Source organism: Dehalococcoidia bacterium (assembly GCA_030648205.1).
Classification (GTDB): Bacteria; Chloroflexota; Dehalococcoidia; order JAUSIH01; family JAUSIH01; genus JAUSIH01.
Map to the genome: position 1 here is coordinate 1 of JAUSIH010000004.1, position 6,144 is coordinate 6,144.

Below are 6,144 nucleotides of genomic sequence, written 5' to 3' on the forward strand. Positions count from 1 at the left end.
GTGTATCAGTTTGCCGTGGTAGGGAATGGGACTCTACCCGTCACACCGGCGAAGGCCGGTGTCCAGAGACGTGCGTGGGGGAGACGCTCTGATGGATTCCGGCTTTCGCCGGAATGACGACGACCTAACTGATACACTACCCCTATTCCACAAGCCTTGACAGGACGGGGTTCTATTGATAGCGCATCCAGAAGCTGCTATAATTGGTGATTCTCGCAGAGACTCGGCGTACTATCTGCGCTAACTGTACAGTGGACACTGTGCGGCATTCGTAAAACGCTCCGCGATGGAGTCTAACGCCATGAAACAGAATAGGCCGTTTCCACCTCCTCGTCCCCAACCGCAGCCGGAGACAAAACCACCACCCTCCCGGCTGAAAATCGTGCCACAGCGCATCAGGTCGTTCTACGCTCGACTCTCCAACGTTTTTCTGCTCGGCGCAGGCATCCTCATCGCGCTTGCGGCGATGCTCCTGTATGACACGACCCGACCACCGCCGCAGCTTCTGACGCAGCGCGACATCAACGCCGCCGTCCAGCGTGCGCTGGCATCGGCGACGCCCACGCCCTCGTACCAATCTCAGGTCTACGACATTATCCACCCGTCAGTTGTACGCGTGACCGGGCTGGTTTCAAAAGCCGGGGGGAAGACCGAAAGAGGGCTTGGCACCGGCGTCGTCATTGACGAGAGGGGAATTATCCTGACCAATCTGCACATTGTGAAGGACGCCGTGGAAGTTCAGGTCGTCTTTGCGGATGGCACCGAATCCCTGGCATCGGTCATCGGGACACAGCCGGATAACGATCTCGCCGTGCTGCGCGTGAATGAGATCCCTGACGACCTTGTGGCGGCAACACTGGGGAACTCCGCTGCGCTGAATGTCGGCGATGAGATCGTGGCGGTGGGAAACCCGTTCGGAATCAATCACTCGCTTTCAGCGGGAGTTGTTTCCGGCCTGGGTCGGACGTTCAGATCACCGAAGACCGGCGACACGTTGAGCAACCTGATTCAGTTTGACGCGGCGGTCAACCCCGGGAACTCCGGAGGGCCGCTGGTCAATCGAAACGGCGACGTCGTCGGTATCGTGACAGCCCTGGTGAACCCAACCGAACAGGACGTTTTCATTGGCATTGGTTTTGCGGTGCGAATTGAGACCGCTGCCGCCGCGGCAGGGTCCCCGTGGTATTGATGCCCGGGCTGCGACGTGAAGATCGCCGCCAATTGTCGCCTGACGCCCGCAATCTGTAATCCCTAACAAACAGGGGAGAGCGAATGACTGAAGAGACGCGTCCGAAACACGAAGAAGCTCCATTGATGGAGCAAGTCCTGTACGAAGTCAAGAAGGTGATAGTCGGGCAGGACCATCTGCTTGAGCGCGTGCTCGTCGCGATTCTGTCGCAAGGTCATTTGCTCGTTGAAGGCGTGCCGGGCCTCGCGAAAACATTGACCATAAAAACGCTGGCGGAAGCGGTCCACTGCACTTTCAAGCGTATCCAGTTCACACCTGACCTCGTTCCCGCCGACCTTGTTGGCACGCGCATCTACAACCAGAGGACCGGCGAATTCAGCACGTCGCTTGGCCCCGTCTTCACCAATCTCTTGCTCGCCGATGAAATCAATCGCGCGCCCGCCAAAGTGCAAAGCGCGCTTCTAGAAGTGATGCAGGAACGCCAGGTCACCATCGGGGGCGAGACGTACAAAGTGCCCGAACCGTTTCTCGTGATGGCGACACAGAACCCAATCGAGACCGAGGGGACGTACCCCCTGCCTGAGGCGCAGGTGGACCGCTTCATGATGAAGGTGCTTGTGGACTATCCAAGCGAACCCGATGAGTTCGTCATTGTCGAGCGTATGACGGGCACACTCGCGTTGGTGAAAGCGGTCGTGACCGCGCAGCAACTGATTGGCCTCCGACGCGAGGCCCAAAACGTGTATGTTGATCCATCGCTGATCCGGTACGCGGTGCGCCTGACCGCCGCGACCCGCGATTCGAAGACGTTCGGTGACCGTGATATCGCGCGGTACATCATGTACGGCGGCAGCCCGCGCGCATCCATCAACCTGATTGTGGGCGCGCGATCCCTCGCGTTTGTGCGCAGACGCAGCTACGTGGTTCCGGAAGATGTCACCGACCTTGCGCTCGACGTCATGCGGCATCGTCTCGTCCTGTCGTACGAGGCTCTGTCCGACGGCGTCACCAGCGATATGATCGTGCGGCGGATACTGGAACTTGTTCCAGTTCCCGCGCAGCCCTTGCAGACCCATGTTGAAATCAATGCAAAACCCTGAAAGAATCCTGCAACGCCTCGAGTGGACCGCGGTCCGCCGCCTTGACGGTCTCCTGCAAGGCGACTATCGAACGTTGTTCCGCGGTGTCGGGCTTGATCTGGCTGATTTGCGCGAGTATCAGTTGACTGACGATGTTCGTTACATAGATTGGAACGTCACCGCGCGGATGCACACGCCGTATGTCCGCCAGTACATGGAAGACCGTGACGTGACCGCATGGTTCCTGCTGGACCTGAGTCCGTCGGTGGATTTCGGTACGGTGCAGACACTAAAACGCAACGTGCTGATTGATTTTGTCACCGTGTTGTCGCGTTTGCTCACGCGTCACGGCAATCGCGTGGGCGCGATTCTGTACAATGGCGAGGCCGAGAGTGTGATTCCCGCGCGAAGCGGCAAGTACCAGGTCCTGCGTCTTATCAGCGCTCTGCTCGCACAACCGCACCTGAAACATGCGCCGCCGACAGACCTGACGCCACTGCTCGCGTCCGCGCTTGGCATGATGCGACGGCGGTCGCTGGTTTTCATCATCTCCGATTTCATCAGCGCGCCGGGTTGGGAGAAGCCGCTCGGCATGCTGGCGCGGCGGCACGAGGTCATGGCGATTCGCTTGTACGATCCGCGCGAGGTCGAATTCCCCGATATGGGAGCCGTTGTCCTGGAGGACGCCGAGAGTGGCGAACAACTCTATATTGACACACACGACAAACGATTCCGAACACGATTCATAGAAGCCGCCCGGCGACGCGAGTATAAACTGAAGGTCGCATTTAGCCGAGCCGGTGTTGATATGGCAGTGCTTTCCACTGAAGCCGATCTGGTGAAAGAAATCGTGAGACTCGCCACGTCACGCAAACAGCGGAAAAAGGCGCCAGCGTCTTTCGCTGCTTCGAACGCTCGTGGTTTGTCACCCGCGCAAGGCACATAGACAGGCTGAGTGCGCAACTGGAGTAAGGTATGTCGTTCCTTTGGACTGGCCTGTTATGGCTGCTGCTGCTTGTGCCTGTCCTCATTGCCGTCTACGTCCTCGTACAGCGGCGGCGGCAGAAATATGCGCTGAGATACGCGAGCCTTTCGCTCGTCAAAGAGGCGCTCGGACGCGGACCGGGTGTGCGTCGGCACATTCCACCGATGCTGTTCATCATTGGTGTGGCGGTCATGATCGTTGCGCTCGCGCGTCCGGTCGCAACCATCGTGCTGCCATCACAGCAGAGCACGATCATATTGACGCTCGATGTCTCGGGAAGCATGCGGGCGGACGATCTCAAACCGAGTCGGCTTGAAGCGGCGAAAGCCGCGGCGCGAACGTTTGTGAACAAGCAAGCACCGAATGTTCGCATAGGCGTCGTCTCATTCAGCGACAGCGCGGCGATTGTCCAGGCGCCGACGACGGATCGCCAGGCGGTGTTTGCGGCAATCAGCCGCCTCACGCCGCAGAGGGGCACCGCGATCGGACGTGGCATCCTCACGTCACTGGATGCTCTTTTCGAAGAGCCCGGCGCACGACCAACGCCCCCCCCGAGCGATCCACTTCGACTCCCGGAGCCGACTCCCGTAATAGCGCCGGTGCCGCCCGGCAGCTACACCCAGGCAGTTATCGTTCTGATGACCGATGGACAGAGCAACGTGGGGCCTCGCCCGCTGGATGTCGTTGACCAGGCCGCGAATCGCGGCGTCCGCGTTTACACCGTGGGTGTGGGTGACCCCGCAGGCATTATTCTAAGGTTCGAGGGCCGTTCGGTCCGCGTGGCACTGGACGAGGACACTCTCAAGCGCATTGCGGCGGCGACCAGCGCCCAGTATTTCAGAGCAGATACCCAGACCGACTTGCGCAACATCTACGAAAACTTGAGCGCGCGCCTGGTCTTCAAAGCGGAGCAGACCGAGCTTACGGCCGGGTTTACCGGCCTCGCGACTGTGCTTTTGCTCACAGCCGGAACTCTTTCGCTGCTGTGGTTCAATCGGCTGCCATAGATTGAACGCCGGCGCGTCGTATAATCCGGCCCACGCGTCCCCGGGCCCCTCCGTCCCCTCAGAGGGGGCCAGTGGGTGAGGCGCCTACGGCTTCCTCGGCGCAGTGATGGACGGTCGCCGCAGGTACAACGGCTGAAGGGCATCCGCATTGTCGCGCTCGCCGCGGGCCAGCCGCTCCGCGCCCAGCTCCGCCAGCACACCCGCGCTCCGACGACGCGCCGCCGGGGGCGGTACCAGCGCCAGCTTCCCCAGGCGCTCGCGCAACGCGGCCTCCACCGCCGGAGTAAGTTCACCGCAGAACAGCGACGGCTCCTCCACGCGAGCGCACAGGCTGTCCAGGGTGGTCAGGTGCTCTGGCTCCTCCCTGCGCCACGCGCCATCAACCCGCCGGAAGCGCGCCACGGCTATCTCGCCGCGGCCCGCGTCCACCATCGCCCAGATGGGCAGACCCGTGGCGCCGAAGGGGTACGCGGCCACCTCCAGCGTCCCCACGCCCACCAGCGGCAGCCCGCGGGCGAAGGCCAGGCCCTTGGCTACGCTCAGGCCCACCCGCAGGGCGGTGAAGCCGCCCGGCCCCAGGGCCACCGCCAGCCCGTCAACGTCGTCCAGCGACGCGTGGACATGGCGGAGCAGCGCCTCAATGGCGGGCAGCAGCTCCCGCGTATGGCCCTGCTCGGACACCCACGCCAGTTCGCCACGGACCGCGCCATCAGCGTAGAGGGCCACGGCGGACTGACGGGTGGACGTATCAATAGCCAGCGTCATCATACGCGTGATGCCTTCGCCAGAATATCACGCAAGTCGTTTGCCAGGGTCTCATAGCCCGCGCCCACAGGCACAAGGCGCAGTCGGCGGCGCTCCGGCCCCAGGGTTGTCAGCTCAATGCGCAGGTGCTCGAGAGCAAGCTCGGTCGGCGCGCGGTCGGCCCACTCCACCACGGACACGCCCCAACCAGCGAATACCTCCTCCAGACCGAGGTCCAGCACTTCGGCGGCGGACTCCAGCCGATAGAGGTCCACATGATAGAGCGTCAGGCGTCCCCGGTACTGGTTCACCAGCACAAACGTGGGGCTGCGGACGAACTCCTGGACACCCACGCCCCACGCGATGCCCTGCGTCAGGCATGTCTTGCCCGCGCCGAGGCCGCCCACCAGGTAGATGACCTCTCCGCCGCGCAGCAGAGACCCCAGGCTTTTGCCAATCTCCTGCGTTTCCTGCGGGCTGTCCGTTGTTATGTCCAGCACGGATGTCATGGTCTGAAATGGTCCCATCCCGGCCTGTCTATGGCCACCACGTTCCCGCCCGCGTCCAGCAGAGTCACCATGCCGGGGACTCCCGCGACAACTTCGCCGATGACCGTGACCGGGCAGGAGAGCGTCCGCCTGACGCGCTCCACCACATACAGAGGGGCCGTGAACAGCAGCTCGTAGTCCTCGCCGCCGGACAGGGCGAGCGCCATGGCGTCGGTTCCAAAGAGCTGCGCCAGCGCGGGGTGCACCGGCGCCTGGTCCGTCCGCAGACGCGCGGCCACGTGACTCATCTCGCAGATGTGCCGGAGGTCGCCCACCAGCCCGTCGGACACGTCAATAGCGGCGCGCACACCACATTGCAGGAGCGCCTGACCCTCCGCGACGCGCGGCTGGGGCCGCAGGTGCGCGCCGGTCAGGTACCGCACGGCGTCGAGGGACATTGTGGCGGGGGCCGATACACCGCCGTGCAGGAGGCGCATGCCGCCTGCGGACGACCCCACGTAGCCCGTCACGGCAATCGCGTCACCGACGGCGGCCGCCGAGCGCGTCAGCAACCGGACGGGCTGTCCCTGCGGCTGGGGCGCGGCCCCCACGAGCGCGATGCTGACAAAAAACACCGGCGAGGCGACGATGT

The 6,144-nt window shown here is 62.7% G+C and carries 7 protein-coding genes; 4 read left to right on the forward strand and 3 right to left on the reverse strand.

What is annotated here, in order from left to right:
- Positions 1 to 382 precede the first annotated feature (382 nt).
- The 4 genes from Q7T26_00585 (at position 383) to Q7T26_00600 (ending at position 4,260) form a co-directional block, all read left to right on the forward strand.
- Positions 383 to 1,189: a trypsin-like peptidase domain-containing protein gene (locus Q7T26_00585; GenBank protein MDO8530657.1), complete on the forward strand. Its 807-nt coding sequence runs from the start codon at positions 383 to 385 to the stop codon at positions 1,187 to 1,189.
- Between the two features lie 83 nt (positions 1,190 to 1,272).
- A complete protein-coding gene (locus Q7T26_00590) occupies positions 1,273 to 2,289 on the forward strand; it encodes an AAA family ATPase (GenBank protein MDO8530658.1) in 1,017 nt (338 codons plus the stop codon).
- Positions 2,276 to 3,214 carry a DUF58 domain-containing protein gene (locus Q7T26_00595; protein ID MDO8530659.1) on the forward strand — a complete coding sequence of 313 codons (939 nt, stop codon included), beginning with the start codon at positions 2,276 to 2,278 and terminating at the stop codon, positions 3,212 to 3,214. Before Q7T26_00590 ends, Q7T26_00595 begins: the two co-directional genes overlap by 14 nt.
- Positions 3,215 to 3,243: 29 nt before the next feature.
- On the forward strand, positions 3,244 to 4,260 hold the full coding sequence (locus tag Q7T26_00600) for a VWA domain-containing protein (GenBank protein MDO8530660.1): 1,017 nt from the start codon (positions 3,244 to 3,246) through the stop codon (positions 4,258 to 4,260).
- 84 nt (positions 4,261 to 4,344) lie between these two features.
- Here Q7T26_00600 and tsaB read toward each other — a convergent pair whose 3' ends face one another.
- From tsaB to Q7T26_00615, 3 genes are all read right to left on the reverse strand, one after another.
- Positions 4,345 to 5,028, reverse strand: coding sequence for a tRNA (adenosine(37)-N6)-threonylcarbamoyltransferase complex dimerization subunit type 1 TsaB (gene tsaB, locus Q7T26_00605; GenBank protein MDO8530661.1), 684 nt, complete (start codon positions 5,026 to 5,028; stop codon positions 4,345 to 4,347).
- The gene (gene tsaE / locus Q7T26_00610) at positions 5,025 to 5,531 is read right to left on the reverse strand and encodes a tRNA (adenosine(37)-N6)-threonylcarbamoyltransferase complex ATPase subunit type 1 TsaE (GenBank protein MDO8530662.1); all 507 of its coding nucleotides are present in this window, start codon (positions 5,529 to 5,531) and stop codon (positions 5,025 to 5,027) included. Before tsaE ends, tsaB begins: the two co-directional genes overlap by 4 nt.
- Positions 5,510 to 6,144 (reverse strand): AIR synthase-related protein (locus tag Q7T26_00615; protein ID MDO8530663.1); only part of this gene is annotated, 635 nt, incomplete at its 5' end. The genes Q7T26_00615 and tsaE, both read right to left, overlap by 22 nt.